Below are 472 nucleotides of genomic sequence, written 5' to 3' on the forward strand. Positions count from 1 at the left end.
ATTGAGCCACAGGACGTCGATAAAGGACGGTTTGGGGCGTCATATCGGGAGCTGCGGACCACTTAATCGCAACTTCCCTAAGAATCTTGTCCTTTCTGTTTTCTTTGCTCTTTTTTCTTAATATAAAGCCTTTGATATCAAGATAATCTAATGCTTCAGTAACAGTCCGGGGACTGAACCCAAGTATTTCGATAATTTCTTTTGCCCTGCAATGTGGCGTGTGGGCGATGACGTCCAGCACGCGGAGTTTTGATAACGTCAATGGAATATTATGTTCAACCAGTGCACAGTTAACTTCTGTCTTAAATTTATGATGTAACCAGTTAATTTGATCAATTCCACGAGTTAAACCATTCATGTTGTACAAAGCCTCCTGCACGCAATAATAATCAATTTATACCCAATAAACCTCAAGATGCAGGTTTGAGCACCTGAAAATGATCGTTAATTCGGGACGTCAGAAAACCCGCTA

General features: G+C 41.1%; 1 protein-coding gene. It reads right to left on the minus strand.

Annotation, left to right across the window (positions count from 1 at the left end; all coding sequences use genetic code 11):
• The coding region (locus tag QMN93_RS26115) for a helix-turn-helix domain-containing protein (protein ID WP_323630750.1) at positions 1–358 on the minus strand (358 nt) is incomplete at its 3' end.
• Between the last annotated feature and the right edge of the window lie 114 nt (positions 359–472).

The sequence above is a fragment of the Enterobacter sp. R-1.6.2 genome (assembly GCF_035064085.1).
In the GTDB taxonomy this organism is placed as follows: Bacteria; Pseudomonadota; Gammaproteobacteria; order Enterobacterales; family Enterobacteriaceae; genus Enterobacter; species Enterobacter asburiae_B.